The following is a 16,617-nucleotide window of genomic DNA, read 5'->3' as shown; positions in this document are numbered from 1 at the left end:
CCTTCTACCCGTGATGATTACCCCTTGATGCCGGATGAGGCTACGCCCTGCACGAAGTACTTCTGCAGCGCCAAGAACACAATCAGCACCGGGATGATCGATACGACGCTGGCCGCCATGATCAAGCCGTATTCGGCGGAATATTGCGTGATGAACATCCGCAGGCCGATTTGGATCGTCTTTAACTCCGTTTTGGTCAAGTAAATCATCGGACCGAGAAAGTCGTTCCAGGTATTCACGAACGTGAAAATCGTAAGTGTCGACAACGCCGGTTTGGAGAGCGGGAGCATGATTTTTCCCCAGATTCCATATTCGCTGAGTCCATCAATCCGTGCCGCTTCGCACAGCTCATCGGGAATACTCTGGTAGAACTGACGCATCAAGAAGACGCCAAACGCCGAGAAGGCTTGCAGAAAAATGATCGCGAGATGGGTGTTGTTCAGCCCCATAGAACGCATCATGATAAACTGCGGAACCATATAAGCCTGCCACGGAATGGCGATCGTTGCGATATAACCGAGAAACAGCAGGTTTCTCCCCTTGAACCGCAGCTTCGAGAAAGCATATGCGGCAAAACTGGAAGTCAGCAGCTGAAGTACCGTGACAATAACGGACAACTTCGCCGTGTTGTATATAAATCGGCCGAGCGGAATCCGCGTCCAAATCTCCGCATAATTGAGCCAGCGGGGAGCGTCCGGGATCCAATGCATCGGAAACGAAAAGACGTCCTTGTTCAGTTTAAGCGAGGACGACAGCATCCACGCGTAAGGAACGAGCATACACAGAATGACCACCGCGAGGATCAGGTACGCAAAAATTTTAGCGACGGTTTTGGCTTGTTTGTTGGCTCTTGTCATTTTTGCATCCTCCTATTGTCCGTACTTCTTCTCGCCCTGGAACTGGATCAAGGTAATGCCCAAAACAAGCAGGAACAGCACAATCGCCATGGCGCTGGCGTACCCGTAATCCAGAGAGCGGAACGCGGTGTTGTAGATTTGATAGACAAGTACCCGGGTCGAGTTGTTCAACTGATTGTCGGCACCGGCGAACAGGTTGATAAAGATGTCGTATACCTTAAACGAGTTGATGACCAGAATCATCAGTACGAAGAACGTTGTTGGCGCCAGCTGCGGGATCGTCACGTTGCGGAATCTCTTCCATGGACCGGCTCCGTCCAGCTCGGCGGCTTCGTAAAGCTCGGGATTTACTCCCTGCAGCCCCGCCAAATAAATCACCATGTAATACCCCATATTTTTCCACACTGTAAAAAGAACTACCGTAAACATGGCCCAATCCTTATCCGCGGCCCAGCGGGGTAAATCCTCGATCGGAACCCCGGTGATCGCGTGCAGGATATTGTTGACCGGTCCCATCGTCGGACTGAACACGAAATTCCATACAGCCGCTACCGCCACCAGCGAGGCGACGTAGGGGAAGAAGAACACGGTCCGCATAAAGTTGCGTCCGCGCAGCTTCTGATTCAGCAGGATCGCTAGTCCGAGCGCGCATACCATCGTGACCGGCACGACGCCGGCGGTATAAATAATCGTATTCCAAAACGCTTTGTGGAAGGTGCTGTCCTGAAGAAGCCGGGCGAAATTGTGCAGCCCCACGAACTCCATCGGATTGGCGCCATCCCATTTTACGAAAGCGAGAACAAATGCATAAATCATCGGTACCAGCGTAAATACGGCAAAGCCGATAAAATTGGGGGCAATGAAGCTGTACGCCACCAAATGATCCTTCACGTTTTTGGACATCGCGTTTCTTTTTACCATTTCGTTACCTAACACGGGTTCATTCTGCATGATTTCTCCTCCAAACCTGCTTGCTTGTGCTAGAGAATTCGGAAAAAAGAGGCGGGCTCTCAAGCCCGCCCCCGGCAGCACTGAAACTTCATACGAGTTGATCGAATTAGTTGCCTAGCGCCTCTTGTACCCGTTTCTCCATATCCGCTATACCTTCGTCAATGGTGGCATTCTTCGTCATAATGTTATCGTGCGCTTCGTTCAGGATGACTTCGATGTCTGCGCTCTTCTCATGTAGCGGCATTTCCAGGTAGGTTCTATCTGTCGTCAGAGCCGCTTTGCTGTTCTCGTCCGATGGGAAGCCATCAATGGAAGCGATGGAGTTAACAACCTCATCGTTTTTGATCGCCGGAATCGTCCCCGTGGATGCGATCACGGATGCGCCTTCTTCTCCGGTGACAAATTTCAGGAAGTCCAGAGCGGCTTCTTTGTTGGCGGACTTTTGGTTCACCGCCAGCGAGGTAATCGTTCCCAGCGTCGTACCGGCTTTCACGCCGTCCGGATGCGGGTATTTCACGATCCCCCAATTCGTAGCCTGGGACTCGCCGCTTTTCACTTTGTCGATTTGCGTGGCGATAAACCAACTGCCCATGTTCATCATGGCGACGGAGTTATTGTAGAATACGCCGGAATAGTGCGTGCTGGAGGTCTTCAGCGTTGCGTAATCCATCACAATCCCGTCGTCTTGCTCTTTCAAGATCCGTTCGTAAACCGGTTTCAAGAACGCGTATTTCCCGTCAACGATGGTGTTCTTCCCATCCAGGATGCCAAACAGTTGTACCGCGCTGCGCCAGGTGTGGTAGTGAGCGCCGTATACTTTCTCCGAGCCGCTGCCGGACGTCATTTTTCTGGCCAACTCATCATATTGATCCAGCGTCATATCGTTTGTAGGATAAGGAACGCCGGCTTTATCAAACAAATCCTTGTTATAGTAGACAATCCAGAAGTCACTGCGGAAAGGCAGCGCGTACACGTCACCGTTCACTTGAATTTGCTCCACGGTTCCGCCGTATAGGGATGTATCGATGCCATTGGAGTCAATGTAACTCTTCAACGGTTCCAGATGGTTCTGCTTCACCAGGTTGGCATAGCCCGGAATATCCTTGATGGTCAAAATATCCAGGTCCGCGCCGCCGGAGAGCTGCGTGCTGAGCATCGTCATATAGTCGGTGGAGCCCAGGTCGACATATTCGATCGTTACGTTCGGATGATCTTTCTTATAAGCGTCGATCAATGGCTGATAATAAGCCGTTGCCTCCCAGTCCCATAATGCCCATTTCAGCGTGACGGGTTCGTCGCTTTTCTCATTGGAAACGCTTGCAGAATTGTTCGTTTGAGGCTCTGCTGCAGGCGTTTTGCCCGAGTTTCCGTTATTTCCGGAACATCCTGCGAGCAGACCTACGAGGAGAACTGCTGCCAAGGTAAAGCCGAATACTTTCTTTCGTCTCATGTTCAAACCCCTTTTCCTCCTGTATTGAACTTCCGGATCGGCATCGCCAAATCCTTAGGTTCATGGTAACGAAATCTCAAATGAAAGGGCATACATTTTTACGTTCTTTTCCTACACTTTTCTATTCGCTTCTTCAATAAACGGGCGGAAAGCTGTAAAATCATACTCAAAAGATGTAAAAATGGTTGTTTATGATCCATGCCGCTGTCTGTGCAGCCAAGTCATGTTATTGTAATTTATATCGGTTTATCCCGGCAGGAATCTTACTTCGGACGAGGTGATCGACACGAGCGCAAGAAAAGCCACCATCAAAAGCCGCATCATCTTGATCATGACCTTGTTTGCCTTGCTGATCGCGGGGATGCTCTCCTTTTTCAGCTATGAGTTGATCTCGTATTTCCAACGCAAAACGACGATCCAGGCGACGGAATTCAATCTGCAGCTCGTTTCTCACATCATCGACCAGGATCTCAACAATTTATCTGCCTTGGCCTTGGCCAGCAGTACGAACTCCCCTACCAATAACCTGATTCAGGACTATTTTGTCTCGCCGAACGCCAGCCCCAAGGACGGGCTGAACGTCTTCGCCTCCATGCAGGAGGACTTCCGGGTCAACCGGTCCAACAGCTATGTGCGTCGTCTGATTATCACTGACACCCAAGCAAAATTTATTCAAGTCGACAATTCTGGAAGCGCTTCAGTTCCACTGAGTATCCATAATATCAACCAACTGCCCGGGCTTTCCTCTGACGCGAAGGAAGCGTGGGAACGAGTCGTTCAGGATCCGTTCTCCCGTTCAAGCGGCATTCCGATCGTATTACCGATTTACGGAGATCGGGCCGCACGCATCGGAACCGTATACCTTCTGGCCAACACCTCGGTCATTACCGATAAGCTGAAGGGATATGGCCTGCCGGAGGGCTCGGAATTGCTGGTCACACTAGGCAGCCAGAAATATCGGATCGAAGGGGACACCGTTCAGCCTCTCTCCAGTCCTTACACCCTTCTTCCTTATGAGAAAAATGAAGCCACCGGAGCTCTCACCCAGCTGGCGTGGATGGAGCAGGACGGGAAGCGCCGCATTTCCGTGTCTTATCCGGTGAAGGAAGGGGTCCTCCTATCGCAGACGCTGGACGAGAAGCAATTCGCTCCGCAGTTGAACGCTTGGCTGCTATTGATGATCGGCGTATCTCTGCTGGTCATTGCGTTAAGCGGCTTTATTACCCTTTACCTCACCCGGACGATCAGCCTGCCAGTAGAGAAATTGCGAAAGCGGATCGATAAGATCGCCCAAGGCAATTTCCTCATCGACCGGAATATCGAATGGAACAGCGAGCTGGGCGATGTGGGACGAGGCATCAACCGATTGTCCCATGATATCCTGACCCTGATGGATTCCCGCGTGGCGGATGAGAAGCAGAAGCAGGAGCTGGAATACCGGATGCTGCAAAGCCAGATCAGTCCTCATTTCCTCTATAACACGCTGAACTCGATTAAATGGATGGCCACGCTCCAGAATGCCACGGGGATCGCTGAAATGACCACCTCCTTGTCCAGGCTGCTTCGCAGTATCGCCAAGGATCACCGCAAGCTGGTTCCCCTGCGGGAAGAGCTCAGCTTAATGGACGATTATTTCCTCATCCAGAAATATCGCTACGGCAACACGATTACGATGGAACAGAAGCTGGAAGACGAGGAGTTATTGTCCGGTCTGATTCCCCGCTTTACCCTGCAGCCGCTGGTGGAAAATGCGATTTTCCACGGGATTGAGCCTAAGGGGCGAGGAGAAATTGCCGTTACTGTAGCCAAAAGCGGTGTAAACGACATTCGGATCACAATTGAGGATAACGGGGTCGGGATGAATGAGGCGCAGATCACCTCCATCTTGTCCCAGCAGGAACCCGGATCGAAAGGCCTGTTTGAAAATGTCGGACTGCGCAGCGTACATGATCGTCTGCGCTTGACCTTTGGGGAGCGTTACGGCCTATCCATCGAAAGCGAGCTGGGCCAATATACAAGCATGAACCTGTTATTGCCTTACCGGAAGTTGTGAACATCCGTGTTTCAGTCTATCGCGAACGTAAACCACGCAAGGAAGTGATGGGATGATTAAACTACTGATCGCCGATGACGAGGCACTGGTCTGCATCGGCCTGCAGTCCATGCTTAAATGGGAGGAGTATCAGATTGAAGTTGTCGGCATCGCCCATAACGGGGCTCAAGCCGAGGAGATGATCGAGTCTTTGCGTCCCGACCTTGTCATCACCGACATTAAAATGCCGGTCAAAACCGGTTTACAGGTCGCCGAATCCGTTCGCCATAAATATGGTCGGATCCCGTTGTTTATCTTTCTAACGAGCTACGAAGAATTCGAATATGCGCGCAGCGCGATTCACTTGCAGGCGGCGGATTACCTGGTCAAGCTGGAGCTGACGCCGCAGACGCTGGCCGAATCCGTACGGAAGGCCGTGACCCTACTGGAAGATTACAAGACCGTGGAGAGCTACCCCAATATGCTCTATCGCAGCAATTTGCATGCACTTCGCGACAAATTCTTTATCCGGCTGTTTAACCAGCTGTTCGAGAACAAAAACCAGTTTCTCCTGCAAAGGGATGATCTCGAGCTGGATTTATCGGCTCCCGCCTATCTGGTCTGCACCTGTCGGATTCAGGGGCCGGAAAGTGTCCCTCCGCGCGGGGATAAGCTGGTCGCCTTATGCTCCAGCACGGTGCAGATGGCCAAGGACACGCTCGCCTCGGCACGGCCTTGCTTCGTCACTAGCCTGGATCTGAGGAACTTCGCGATTGTGCTGCCCATTTCCGATAAAGACCCGCAGCACTGGATGCCGGAGGTCGAAGGCCAACTTCACGATATGGCCGCGGTACTCCATGCCTATTTCAACGTGAATATCATCGGCGCCGCCGGTTACGCCGTGGATGACCCTTATCTGCTGCACGAGAGCTACCTGGCTGCCCGCCGGGCGTTGCCGATGGCGCTCGAACGGCAATCCTTCGTCTTCTTTGCCCAGAGCAGCGCAGCCGAGCTTGCTCCTTCGGGTGAAGACGATGCGGCCTCCCGCTCGGAGATTCGCCGTGCTTTTGAGGAGCTCGATATCGGCGCCTTATACGCGATGATCACGAATCTCATCGATCGATATGAAGGCAGATCCGAGCTGCTGGTTCCAGCCACCGATGCGGCCTGCAACATCTTGTATATGGCGACCTCATTGCTGGCGGATGGTGAAAACGTGGTCGAGCAAATTTACGAGAACGAGCCGGAGGGCTACCGCGCGATTTATAAGAAGCAAACGACCCAAGGCGTAATCGATTGGCTTGTCCAATTTCGGGACGGGTGCTGTGATATTCTGTCTTCGCGTAAACAGAGCTACAAGGAGCAAATCGTCCGGAACGTTCAGGATTACGTCAAACGGAATCTGAGCAGCAAGCTGTCCCTTAACCAGGTTGCCGATGTGTTCAACTTTAGCCCAAACTACCTCAGCCATCTGTTCTCCAAGACCGCCAAAATCAATTTCGTGGAATATGTGACGGAAACCAAAATCGCGGCGGCCAAGGAAATGATGGTTCGCGGTGAGGGACGAATTTATGAGATCTCGCAAAAGCTGGGTTATGAAAGTGCCTTCTATTTCAGCAAAGTGTTCAAAAAAGTGGAGGGAATCTCGCCGCGGGAGTTCATGCAGCGCAAAGACAGCTCGATTCCTTCCGGCTGATCAACGCCGCAGGATGCCTTTTCGGTGAATTTTCACGCGAGGATCCACGATCGTGTAGAGCAAGTCCGCCAGGAAGTTGGTGACCACCACAAATGCGGAGATAATCAAGATGCTCATGAGCAACACGGGATAATTCCGGCTTTGCGCGGAGCTCACCGCCAAGCTTCCAAGACCGTTCCAGTTAAATACATTCTCTACCACGGCTGCGCCGGAAATTAGAACCGGCAGGTCCAACATGAGGATCGTGATCATGGGGATCAAGGCCATTCTCAATGCATGTCGATAGGTGACTCTTCGTTCCGATAGTCCTTTGGCGCGGGCCAAGTTTAGAAATTCGGAAGGCAGTACCTCGATCATGCTGGTACGGATCATTTTTAAGTAGTATGCAATGAGGCCGATCGTTATCGTGGTTACCGGGAGAACCATGTGGTAGAGGAGGTCGCCCAACTCCCCGGTTTTGTTCGGGGTATGCATGCTGCTTGGCGGGAACCAAAACAATTGGAAGGCAAAGATGTTCTGCAGCCAGTGCCCCAGCACAAATACGGGAATGGAGTACCCGATCAGGCTCAGGATGAGACCCAGCTTGTCGGAGAGTCCGTCCTGCCTTTTGCTGTTATAGATCCCCCATGGGATAGCGATCAGTAGGGCAATGATCAAGGATGTGCTTAACAAGGTGAAACTGTTCCATACATATTTCCAAATGTAGTGATTAATCGGTGTGCGGTAATAATCCAGACCAAAGTTCCCATGCAGGAGATCGTTGATCCACCGGATATATTGCTGATAAATTGGGAGATCCAGTCCAAACAGATGCTTCTGCTCGTTTGCCATTTGGATCTGCTCTTCCGTCATCCCTATGCTTAATGACCAGAAGTTCCCCGGCATCAAACGCATGATACAAAAGCACACGCTCATCACGATAAACAATACAATCAACGAATGAATCCCACGACGGATCAGATAGGTCCACATCTTCGTCCTCCTCCTGATGGAATAAAATTTTTATTCATTCTATCACAGATCGAGAACACCGTAAGCTGGAAATTGAAAATTAAATTGTTAAATTTTCATAAAGTTTCATAGGATGTAAGGAAATAGAGAGCTGCAGCAGAGTTCTTTTAAAGATAGCGTCCTTTAGTGTACTGAGGTTTCAGCTTATCTAAGGTCTTATTGTAATAACGCTTGAGCCAGTTGTACTTAAGTAATACCCCAGGATCCTGAAGCGAATGTAGTTGATCCTTGATTAAGGATTTTGTTGTGTCTAACGCATCAAAGTAAGCAGATTCTTCATCTATCTCTTGCCACTGAAACATATAATCGATAAACAACTGATGATCCTCATCCTTCTCCAGCAGACTAAGGAGTTGCTCGAGTTCATCTTCCGGATCATGAAGAGCATTTTTCATTCCCTCTTCAATAATAATTGGATTCACTAAGACACGGGGATAAATGGCACGCTTACTTTCTAGCTCATAAGCTTCGATCATCGCAGGACCATAAACAATATGATCATTATGATAGAGTTTCCCTGCTGTAACCCCACCCCTCATTAATATTCCTAGCCCCATCATTTCTAATTGAAGATGAATGATGTCCAGTAACAGATAAAAACATGCTGACTTTAAGGATAGCGGATAGGAGATCACAATAGAATCTGAAAAAACCGATACTTCTTTACCCAACTCTTTTTCTGCTAGAAACCCCTGATCATTATCATGTTTGAGTTCGGTTATGAACTCGAGTACTCGTTGGATGTTCTTTGCATGGGTTGTATCTGTTAGCGTTAGTCTAACATGTTCTCGGAAACCCAAAATATCAATAAAAGCGACTACCCGATTTTCATAATAATCGTGTATGGTCATCGTAATTTCTCCTTAAATTTAAAATAGACCTCTCAGCTTGAATTCTGAGAGGTCTATTTTCATAAATTTGTTCAAAAGGCGTTCTCCCCAGGGACCCCCTAGGTTTTTGAACCCTAATTACATCATGCCGCCCATGCCGCCCATGTCAGGCATAGCTGGTTTTTCCGGTTCTGGTTTGTCGGCGATCACCGCTTCGGTGGTCAGGAACAAGCCAGCAACGGATGCTGCATGTTGCAATGCGGAACGAGTAACTTTCGCTGGGTCAACGATCCCTGCTTCGATCATGTTCACCCATTCGCCGGTAGCGGCATTGTAGCCGACGCCAACTTTTTCTTTTTTCAGGCGATCCACGATAACGGAGCCTTCTTCGCCAGCGTTTGCAGCGATCGTGCGTACCGGTTCTTCCAGGGCACGAAGCACGATGTTAACGCCGGTTTTTTCGTCGCCGGTTGCTTCAACCGCAGCTACAGCGCCATATACGTTCACGAGGGCAACGCCACCGCCGGATACGATACCTTCTTCAACGGCTGCACGCGTTGCGTTCAGCGCGTCTTCGATGCGCAGTTTGCGTTCTTTCAATTCAGTCTCGGTTGCCGCACCAACTTTGATCACCGCTACGCCGCCAGCCAGTTTAGCCAGACGTTCTTGCAGTTTCTCTTTGTCGAACTCGGAAGTGGTTTCTTCCAGTTGAGCACGGATTTGGTTCACGCGAGCCGTAATGTCGCCTTTGTCACCGCTGCCGTCCACGATCGTTGTGTTTTCTTTCGTAACGATCACTTGACGTGCGTTACCCAGTTGATCCACCGTTGTGCTCTTCAGGTCAAGGCCGAGCTTCTCGGTGATCACTTGGCCGCCGGTCAGAGCCGCGATATCTTGAAGCATTGCTTCGCGACGGTCGCCGAAGCCAGGAGCCTTAACTGCTACCGCGTTGAACGTGCCGCGCAGTTTGTTCACGATCAGCATCGCTTGCGCTTCGCCCTCGATATCTTCAGCAATGATAAGCAGCGGTCTGGATTGTTGGACGATCTTCTCCAGAAGCGGCAGGATTTCTTGCGTGCTGCTGATCTTCTTGTCGGTGATCAGGATATATGGGTTATCGAGTACGGCTTCCATTTTGTCCGTATCGGTAATCATGTAAGGAGATACATAACCGCGGTCGAATTGCATCCCTTCAACCACTTCGAGCTCGGTGGCAAAACCACGGGATTCTTCAACAGTGATAACGCCGTCCTTGCCGACTTTCTCCATCGCTTCAGCGATCAATTCGCCGACTTCTTCGTCCGCAGCAGAGATCGCGGCAACTTGAGCGATCGATTGCTTGCCTTCGATGGCTTTGGAGATGTCTTTCAGTTCAGCCACTGCAGCGCGAACCGCTTTGTCGATCCCTTTGCGCAGGCCGATTGGGCTAGCACCTGCAGTCACGTTCTTCAAACCTTCGCGGATCAGCGCTTGCGCCAGAACCGTTGCCGTCGTCGTACCGTCACCGGCTACGTCGTTGGTTTTCGTTGCTACTTCTTTAACGAGCTGGGCGCCCATGTTTTCAAAAGCGTTCTCCAATTCGATTTCTTTCGCGATCGTCACACCGTCATTCGTGATCAGCGGGCTGCCGAATTTCTTCTCCAGCACGACGTTGCGGCCTTTCGGACCGAGTGTTACTTTAACTGCGTTTGCCAAAGCGTCAACCCCGCGAAGCATAGCGTGGCGGGCTTCTTCACTGAATTTAATGTCTTTTGCCATTGTTCAATTACCTCCCATATAGATGTGTGTAGGATTGTTCGTTCGATACCCTTCGGCGGTTTAGCCGAGGATCGCGTGGATGTCGCTTTCTTTCATAATCAAATATTCTTTGCCTTCGTATTTCACTTCGGTGCCTGCATATTTGGAGAAAAGAACGCGGTCGCCTTCCTTTACTTCCAATGGAACGCGGACGCCATCTTTCAAAGTACCGCTGCCAACAGCGATGACTTTACCTTCCTGCGGTTTCTCTTTGGCCGTGTCTGGAAGCACGATACCAAATGCCGTTGTCTCCTCTTGCTCGATCGGTTGCACGAGAACGCGTTCACCTAAAGGTTTGATCATGAAAAAACAGCCTCCTTTAAATATGTGGTGTTATGGGTAGATGTTTGTCATATGTATTAGCACTCGATCTACTCAAGTGCTAACAACCACTTTTATATTACTCAAGTTGCGAGTAGATTTCAAGTTCCTTTGTACAAATTTTTTTCTTTGTTTCATAGGGCTTCACCCACGCCCTTCCCATTTTATCCTTGCACTTGGATAAATATTCCGCTGGTCACGGACAGGGCCCCTTCACCCAACCAAGCCCAGGTCCAGCGGGCAAAAGAAAAACGCACCCCGCTTACGCGAAGGTGCGTTCCCCCTCATTTATACTTTTCCGCCCGTTCCGCATCCGCCGCTTGCTGCTTTGCATATACCCGCTTGGACAGGAACACGCTGAGCTCATAAAGCAGGACCAGTGGGACGAGCACCAGGAAGGCAGAAAAGAAATCCGCCGGCGTAATCATCACCGACACGACCACCAGCGCGAAATACGCTGCCCGGCGCATCTTCTTAAGCCGAAGCGGGTTCAATATTCGCAGCTGCGTCAGAAACAAAATGACCAGCGGCAGCTCGAACAATAACGAAATCGGCAGCACGATATTGGTCAGAAACTTGAAATAGTCGGCCATCCCGTAGGTCTCGACAAGTCCCAACTGCTTGTTCAACGAGCCCGTAAACGTCATGGCCAGCGGGAATACCACGTAATACCCGAAAGCCAAGCCCGCTAGGAAGAAGACGAACACGTACGGAATATACCTTGCGGTCGCTTTACGTTCCTGGGCCTTCAGACCGGGGCTCACAAACGCCCAAACCTGATAAAGCGTAAACGGCAGTGTAATCCCGAGTGCGACCAGCATGGCGATTTTCATGTAAACGCCAACGCCGTCCCAGAACGAAAAAGCGTTGAGTTCGATGGCCACGCCGGAAATGGCGTTCTTCGTCACATAGTGGTAAATCGGATCGACCACGAAAAAGGCCGCCACCAGCACCGCGACGAACACGACGCCAACAACCACTAATCGCCGCCGCAACTCCGTCAAATGATCCACGAGACTTTGCGCATTGTCTTTCTCCGACATCTCCTGTTCTCCTTCCCCATCAAGCTTCCCTTCAAATCTCAAACAAAATCCCTCCGCGAAGGAAGGGATCAGGTTACGCCTATGTAACTGGATCTACCGTTTCCGTTTATTCAGGAAGACGGCGGTCGTCCGGTTTGGGGCCTTCTACCTGCGGTTGCGGTGCAGTTTCCGTTCTTCTGACTTCCGGTTGATCGTCTACGATATCCCGGGTTGCCTCTTTGAATTCACGAAACGTGCGGCCAACAGCCCGCCCCAGATCAGGCAATTTATTCGGACCAAACAGCAGCAACGCCGCGATGACGATCAACAAAAATCCGCCTGCGCCCATGGTTGATTCTCCTTTCGTTACGGCAAATAAATAGACAGCGATCATCCGAACCGATACATTCACTCGCCCACATCATACCATAATGAATATCACAGTTACAGTCTATTTATTTAACAACTTAACAAAGAAACAGAGAATAAGGCCCGATAATGAAGGTTCATTATAAACGAAATTGTCCCGTGACCATCAGTAACGCTTCCGGCAGCTGGTCCATGATCGCCGCCAAATTTTCGTGCACGCCTTTAGGTGTTCCCGGCAAATTCACGATCAGCGTACGTCCACGAATGCCCACGATCCCCCGAAATAGCATGGCTGCAGGGTTCTTCTGCATCAACCGGTACCGCATCGCCTCCGCCATGCCCGGCACTTCGCGTTCGATGACTCGGCGGGTCGCTTCCGGTGTCACGTCACGGATCGCTAGCTCCGTCCCCCCCGTAGTTAACACCAAATCGGCGTGAAAATAATCGGTCATTTCAATCAATGCGGCGATAATTTCATCCGGTTCATCGGGGACGATCCGGTATTCCACGATTTCGCCGCCCAATTCCTCCTCCACCAGCTCACGGATTACTTGGGCGCTCGTATCTTCACGTTCTCCCCTGGCTCCTTTGTCGCTGGCGGTAAGGATCGCTGTTTTCCAAACCATGAAGTCACCCTCCTCATCCATATAGGAACTCCCTGCGGAGTCCAACGTAATGCCGGATCATGTCGATTCATGCTGAAATCAACTTTAAACTGCCATCTATATATCTATATCAAAATCTAGTAGCCGCCGCAAATGTCATGAACGCACGTAATCCCCGCTTTTGCCGCCCGACTTCGACCGCAGCTGCGTCGGACCAATCACCATGTCCTTTTGCAACGCCTTGCACATGTCGTACACGGTCAGCGCGGCGGCGGACACCGCGGTGAGCGCCTCCATTTCAACGCCCGTTTTGCCTTCTGTCTTCACTGTCGCCTCGATGTATAGCTCGTCCTGTCCGTTGTCGCCAAACGTGATGTTAACGCCCGTCAACGCCAGCGAATGGCACATCGGAATCCAATCGGAGGTTCGTTTAGCTCCTTGGATTCCCGCAACCTGGGCGACGGCTAGCACATCTCCTTTGCCGACCCGCCCTTCTTTAATGGCCACAAGGGTTGACGGCAGCATGGTGACCTTCGTCTCCGCCACGGCCACGCGAACGGTCGCCGATTTCCCGGAAATGTCCACCATACGGGCTCGGCCTTGTTCGTTAAAATGCGTCATTCCTTGACCCGATTCCGAGGTTGTCAAGCTTATCACTACTTTCCTTCATATATATCGTTTCTTTTGCCGTTAACAACAGGTCTAGCCGGAAATCATGCGGTTCCATCGGGATTGCCCCCTCCGGCAGGATCAACTCCTGAAGGACGAGGGCAGCCAGGACGACCTGATCGGTACCGCCACTCAGGCGGCTCAACTCATCGATTAGGCGATCGTAATACCCTGCTCCAAATCCGATCCGCCCCCCGTTCCGATCAAAGGCCAGCCCCGGAACGACAATGACGTCGATTTCGGGATAGCGCTCAGGTGGCCAAACGGCCGTATGCCCCGCGGGCTCCCGGATCCCCCAGGTACCGGGAACGAGGTCCTCCATCCCGGAAATCTCGTGCAAGGAAAGGCTGCGCTCCGGTCCGATCCTCGGCGTGAGCAACCGGTCCCCCTGGGCCAGGCCGTTAGCCAGCAATGGCCAAGTATCCGGTTCATCTCGGAAAGCCACGTAGCAGAACAAGTTCAGCTTCCCGCCTCGCCGCGCCCGCAGGGGGCTTAGCACCTCACGTTCGGCTATACGGCCGGCGGCCAGAGATTGCTCCAAACGAGATCCCTCCGGAATTTGGGCGCGAACCTTCAGCATTCGCTGGCGCAGCTCTTTTTTGGCATCCATAAACTCCATGCCGTTCTCCCCTTCCGCTCCCGTCACACGATGACCGGTCTTCCACTAGCAACATAGCCGATCCGGCTGTTCTCTCCCTTAGTGTATCATTGTTATATGAAAATGAAAACCAAAGCACCCGGTTTGCAAAACGCGGTCTTCCAAGCATTCAGCGATGCAATTCGCTTGGGTTTCATGTACACTGAAGGTACGAGTTTCAACGAACTAATGCTTTCCCCATCATGAACAGAATGCAAATCTTTATTTGGAGGATCGAATTCGCTATGCTGCTTCAAGCTTCGAACATTACGAAATTATACGGCGTAATCCCCGTGCTGGAGGGGATCAACCTGCAGGTGCTCGAACGGGACCGGATCGGCCTCGTGGGCGTCAACGGCGCGGGTAAATCGACGTTTTTGCAGATTTTGGCTGGAGAACTATCCCACGATGGAGGACAAATTTTCAAAGCCAAGGAGACTACGATCGGTTACCTCGCGCAAAATAGCGGATTACAATCGGACCGCACCCTCTGGGAAGAGATGCTTGCCGTGTTTGCCCCGTTGATCGAAACGGAACGCGAACTGCGCCGGATGGAAGAGCAGATCGCGGATCCGGAGTTAGCCCGGGACGAGAAAGCGCACCAGGAGTTGCTCGACCGTTATGCGCTTAAATCCGACTGGTTCAAAGATCATGGCGGTTATGAAATGGAGACCCGCATCCGCATGGTGCTGCACGGTATGGGATTTGGCGATTTTGCGCCGGACACCCCCATCGCAACGTTAAGCGGCGGACAGAAAACCCGGCTTGCGCTTGCCCGTATTTTGCTGCAGGCACCGGACCTGCTGATGCTGGACGAACCAACCAACCATCTTGACATCGAAACATTAACCTGGCTCGAGGATTATTTGCGTAATTATTCCGGAGCCTTGCTGGTCGTCTCGCATGACCGTTACTTCCTCGACCGGCTTGTCACAGCGATTGTAGAGATCGAACGACATCAATCCCGCCGTTATACGGGGAACTACAGCCGTTTCATCGAGCTGAAAGCGGCGGAATACGAAAGCCAATTGAAGCAATACGAGAAACAGCAGGATGAAATCGCCCGAATGGAGGCGTTTATTCAGAAGAACATCGTCCGTGCGTCCACGACGAAACGGGCGCAAAGCCGTCGGAAGGCGTTGGAGAAGATGGATGTTCTCGACCGGCCGCTTGGCGACCTGAAACGGGCGACCTTCTCCTTCGAGGCCGAGGTTATGACGGGTAAGGAAGTGCTGCACGTCAATGGCCTTACCTACACGTTTGCGGATAAACCCAAACCGTTATTCCAAAACGTCAACTTCGATCTATACCGCGGCGAAACCGTAGCCTTGATCGGCCCGAACGGGATCGGAAAATCGACGCTGCTGAAAATGCTGACCGGCGATTTGCGACCATCGGATGGAACGATTTCTTGGGGCGCCAAGGTCAAGGTCGGTTACTACGACCAAGAGCAAACGCATTTGAATGCCGCCAACACGGTGCTTGAGGAAGTCTGGGGTGCCTATCCCCACATTGAGGAAGCGCGTATTCGCAGCGTACTGGGCAATTTCCTGTTCAGCGGCGAGGACGTGCTCAAGAAGGTCGCGGCGTTAAGCGGCGGTGAGAAAGCCCGGGTCGCCTTAGCCAAGCTAATGCTGCAAAAAGCCAACGTGTTGATCCTGGACGAACCAACCAACCATTTGGACCTATTCAGCAAAGAAGTCCTGGAGTCCGCTCTGATTGAATACGATGGAACGCTGCTGTTCATCTCCCATGACCGTTACTTTCTGAACAAGATGGCGGAGCGTATCGTTGAACTTCATCCGTATGGTGCGGATCATTTCCTGGGTAATTATGACGATTATTTAGCCAAAAAGCAGGAGCTTGCCGAACTCGCTACCGAGCAGGCGAACGCTGAGGCAGCCAAGTCGAACGCAAACTCGACCAACAAGCCGTCCGAACCGGAGTCTTCGACAGCTAAATCCGGTGCCGCTTCCTATGAAGCCGATAAACAGGCGAAACGCGAGGAGCGGAACCGACAACGCCGGTTGGAGCAACTGGAGGAATTGATCTCCGTGCTCGAGGACGAAATTGCCCGACTGGAATCGGAACTGACCCTCCCCGAGGTCTATCAGGACTACACCGCAGTCCAAGAGCGGCAGGACGGGATCGACCGCCGGAAAGAACAGTTATCCACGGCCTATGAGGAATGGGAATCCTTGGCTGAAGGATAAAATTCACAAAATATTTTGATCCTTACCACATTTTTTTCACCTTGGTTATACACAGCGTTATCCCCATTATGCAGAAAATATTCGACCTAAAAACGGCCCGCGGGGCCGTTTTTTTCCGGGGAAATCGTCGTTTTTTGTCAAAACCCTGTTTTATCCA

The 16,617-nt window shown here is 51.5% G+C and carries 15 protein-coding genes; 3 read left to right on the top strand and 12 right to left on the bottom strand.

Features of this window, described 5'->3' with window-relative positions:
* Positions 1-17 precede the first annotated feature (17 nt).
* From IM700_RS01715 to IM700_RS01705, 3 genes are all read right to left on the bottom strand, one after another.
* Positions 18-857 carry a carbohydrate ABC transporter permease gene (locus IM700_RS01715; RefSeq protein WP_155606450.1) on the bottom strand — a complete coding sequence of 280 codons (840 nt, stop codon included), beginning with the start codon at positions 855-857 and terminating at the stop codon, positions 18-20.
* Between the two features lie 12 nt (positions 858-869).
* Complete coding sequence (locus IM700_RS01710; RefSeq protein WP_193415545.1) at positions 870-1,808, bottom strand: carbohydrate ABC transporter permease; 939 nt, start codon at positions 1,806-1,808, stop codon at positions 870-872.
* Between the two features lie 106 nt (positions 1,809-1,914).
* Positions 1,915-3,258, bottom strand: coding sequence for an ABC transporter substrate-binding protein (locus IM700_RS01705; protein ID WP_193415836.1), 1,344 nt, complete (start codon positions 3,256-3,258; stop codon positions 1,915-1,917).
* Between the two features lie 277 nt (positions 3,259-3,535).
* Here IM700_RS01705 and IM700_RS01700 point away from each other — a divergent pair, with 277 nt between their 5' ends.
* Both IM700_RS01700 and IM700_RS01695 read left to right on the top strand, forming a co-directional pair.
* Complete coding sequence (locus IM700_RS01700; RefSeq protein WP_193415546.1) at positions 3,536-5,311, top strand: histidine kinase; 1,776 nt, start codon at positions 3,536-3,538, stop codon at positions 5,309-5,311.
* 52 nt (positions 5,312-5,363) lie between these two features.
* Entirely contained in the window at positions 5,364-6,986 is a 1,623-nt protein-coding gene (locus IM700_RS01695) for a response regulator transcription factor (protein ID WP_193415547.1), read from the top strand.
* On the opposite strand, the gene IM700_RS01690 is transcribed toward IM700_RS01695, so the two are convergent.
* From IM700_RS01690 to IM700_RS01650, 9 genes are all read right to left on the bottom strand, one after another.
* Positions 6,987-7,958, bottom strand: a complete 972-nt coding sequence (locus IM700_RS01690; RefSeq protein ID WP_155606447.1) for an ABC transporter permease — start codon at positions 7,956-7,958, stop codon at positions 6,987-6,989. It abuts the gene before it with no gap.
* Positions 7,959-8,104: 146 nt separating this feature from the next.
* Entirely contained in the window at positions 8,105-8,848 is a 744-nt protein-coding gene (locus IM700_RS01685; protein WP_193415548.1) for a hypothetical protein, read from the bottom strand.
* A 117-nt stretch (positions 8,849-8,965) separates the two neighbouring features.
* On the bottom strand, positions 8,966-10,585 hold the full coding sequence (gene groL, locus IM700_RS01680) for a chaperonin GroEL (protein WP_193415549.1): 1,620 nt from the start codon (positions 10,583-10,585) through the stop codon (positions 8,966-8,968).
* A 60-nt stretch (positions 10,586-10,645) separates the two neighbouring features.
* On the bottom strand, positions 10,646-10,927 hold the full coding sequence (groES, locus tag IM700_RS01675; protein ID WP_155606444.1) for a co-chaperone GroES: 282 nt from the start codon (positions 10,925-10,927) through the stop codon (positions 10,646-10,648).
* Positions 10,928-11,229: 302 nt separating this feature from the next.
* Positions 11,230-11,988 (bottom strand): twin-arginine translocase subunit TatC, encoded by a 759-nt coding sequence (gene tatC / locus IM700_RS01670; protein WP_155606548.1) that lies wholly within the window; start codon positions 11,986-11,988, stop codon positions 11,230-11,232.
* A gap of 106 nt (positions 11,989-12,094) precedes the next feature.
* Positions 12,095-12,316: a twin-arginine translocase TatA/TatE family subunit gene (locus IM700_RS01665; RefSeq protein ID WP_193415837.1), complete on the bottom strand. Its 222-nt coding sequence runs from the start codon at positions 12,314-12,316 to the stop codon at positions 12,095-12,097.
* A gap of 160 nt (positions 12,317-12,476) precedes the next feature.
* Positions 12,477-12,962: a MogA/MoaB family molybdenum cofactor biosynthesis protein gene (locus IM700_RS01660; protein WP_009226288.1), complete on the bottom strand. Its 486-nt coding sequence runs from the start codon at positions 12,960-12,962 to the stop codon at positions 12,477-12,479.
* 135 nt (positions 12,963-13,097) lie between these two features.
* Positions 13,098-13,562: a cyclic pyranopterin monophosphate synthase MoaC gene (moaC, locus tag IM700_RS01655; protein WP_193415550.1), complete on the bottom strand. Its 465-nt coding sequence runs from the start codon at positions 13,560-13,562 to the stop codon at positions 13,098-13,100.
* Positions 13,549-14,229, bottom strand: coding sequence for a 5-formyltetrahydrofolate cyclo-ligase (locus IM700_RS01650; protein WP_193415551.1), 681 nt, complete (start codon positions 14,227-14,229; stop codon positions 13,549-13,551). The genes moaC and IM700_RS01650 overlap by 14 nt, the downstream gene beginning before the upstream one ends.
* Positions 14,230-14,492: 263 nt before the next feature.
* Between IM700_RS01650 and IM700_RS01645 the strand changes: the two genes are divergently transcribed.
* Entirely contained in the window at positions 14,493-16,460 is a 1,968-nt protein-coding gene (locus IM700_RS01645) for an ABC-F family ATP-binding cassette domain-containing protein (RefSeq protein WP_155606441.1), read from the top strand.
* Positions 16,461-16,617: the final 157 nt, after the last annotated feature.

This window comes from Paenibacillus rhizolycopersici, from assembly GCF_014947195.2.
Classification (GTDB): Bacteria; Bacillota; Bacilli; order Paenibacillales; family Paenibacillaceae; genus Fontibacillus; species Fontibacillus rhizolycopersici.
This window is presented reverse-complemented; position numbering and strand designations above follow the sequence as displayed.

Excerpts from the sequence above, each read along its gene's own strand:
- IM700_RS01715 (WP_155606450.1), bottom strand. The coding sequence starts at position 857 with ATGACAAGAGCCAACAAACAAGCCAAAACCGTCGCTAAAATTTTTGCG.
- IM700_RS01710 (WP_193415545.1), bottom strand. The coding sequence starts at position 1,808 with ATGCAGAATGAACCCGTGTTAGGTAACGAAATGGTAAAAAGAAACGCG.
- IM700_RS01705 (WP_193415836.1), bottom strand. The coding sequence starts at position 3,258 with ATGAGACGAAAGAAAGTATTCGGCTTTACCTTGGCAGCAGTTCTCCTC.
- IM700_RS01695 (WP_193415547.1), top strand. The coding sequence starts at position 5,364 with ATGATTAAACTACTGATCGCCGATGACGAGGCACTGGTCTGCATCGGC.
- IM700_RS01690 (WP_155606447.1), bottom strand. The coding sequence starts at position 7,958 with ATGTGGACCTATCTGATCCGTCGTGGGATTCATTCGTTGATTGTATTG.
- IM700_RS01685 (WP_193415548.1), bottom strand. The coding sequence starts at position 8,848 with ATGACCATACACGATTATTATGAAAATCGGGTAGTCGCTTTTATTGAT.
- groL (WP_193415549.1), bottom strand. The coding sequence starts at position 10,585 with ATGGCAAAAGACATTAAATTCAGTGAAGAAGCCCGCCACGCTATGCTT.
- groES (WP_155606444.1), bottom strand. The coding sequence starts at position 10,927 with ATGATCAAACCTTTAGGTGAACGCGTTCTCGTGCAACCGATCGAGCAA.
- tatC (WP_155606548.1), bottom strand. The coding sequence starts at position 11,988 with ATGTCGGAGAAAGACAATGCGCAAAGTCTCGTGGATCATTTGACGGAG.
- IM700_RS01665 (WP_193415837.1), bottom strand. The coding sequence starts at position 12,316 with ATGGGCGCAGGCGGATTTTTGTTGATCGTCATCGCGGCGTTGCTGCTG.
- IM700_RS01660 (WP_009226288.1), bottom strand. The coding sequence starts at position 12,962 with ATGGTTTGGAAAACAGCGATCCTTACCGCCAGCGACAAAGGAGCCAGG.
- moaC (WP_193415550.1), bottom strand. The coding sequence starts at position 13,562 with ATGACGCATTTTAACGAACAAGGCCGAGCCCGTATGGTGGACATTTCC.
- IM700_RS01650 (WP_193415551.1), bottom strand. The coding sequence starts at position 14,229 with ATGGAGTTTATGGATGCCAAAAAAGAGCTGCGCCAGCGAATGCTGAAG.
- IM700_RS01645 (WP_155606441.1), top strand. The coding sequence starts at position 14,493 with ATGCTGCTTCAAGCTTCGAACATTACGAAATTATACGGCGTAATCCCC.